Origin of the sequence: Desertibacillus haloalkaliphilus, assembly GCF_019039105.1 — a bacterium.
Lineage (GTDB): Bacteria > Bacillota > Bacilli > Bacillales > KJ1-10-99 > Desertibacillus > Desertibacillus haloalkaliphilus.
Genome location: NZ_JAHPIV010000091.1, coordinates 1 through 461, shown reverse-complemented (window position 1 = coordinate 461; position 461 = coordinate 1). Strand labels below are relative to the sequence as shown.

At 43.0% G+C, this 461-nt stretch carries 1 protein-coding gene and 1 pseudogene; both read right to left on the bottom strand.

The features are described from left to right. On the bottom strand, positions 1–215 hold a 215-nt coding region (locus KH400_RS20995), incomplete at its 3' end, for an ATP-binding cassette domain-containing protein (RefSeq protein ID WP_217227970.1). A 12-nt stretch (positions 216–227) separates the two neighbouring features. Beyond that, positions 228–461, bottom strand: a pseudogene (locus KH400_RS20990) (amino acid ABC transporter permease); the annotation flags it as partial.

The window sequence follows — 461 nt, the reverse complement described above, 5'->3', positions numbered from 1 at the left end:
GTACGTTCACCAGTTAAATCAAGTGATTCACCATTCAAAATCAACTCACCTTGATCCGCCGGTAGCAAACCAGCAACAATTCGCAAGAACGTTGTCTTACCGATACCTGAAGGACCAACAATACTCAAAACCTCACCGTCGTTAACCGTAAGATTCATGTTCTTAAAAATCGTGCGCGTGTCATATGACTTAGCTAAGTTTTTAATTTCTAGCATTTACCTTACTCCTTAACGATAGTAGTTCATATTCGTTTCGATGCGACGTAGCAACACTGTAGCGACTGCCGTCAAAATCAAATATAGCAAGCCGACTAGTAGATATGGGGCCAACGTAACGTCACGTGACGCCGCAATATTACCAGCACGCATCAGGTCACCCAAACCGATAACATAGACCAAAGACGTATCCTTAACCAACGTTACCACTTCGTTTTCAACCGATGGCATCACAATCTTAACCAC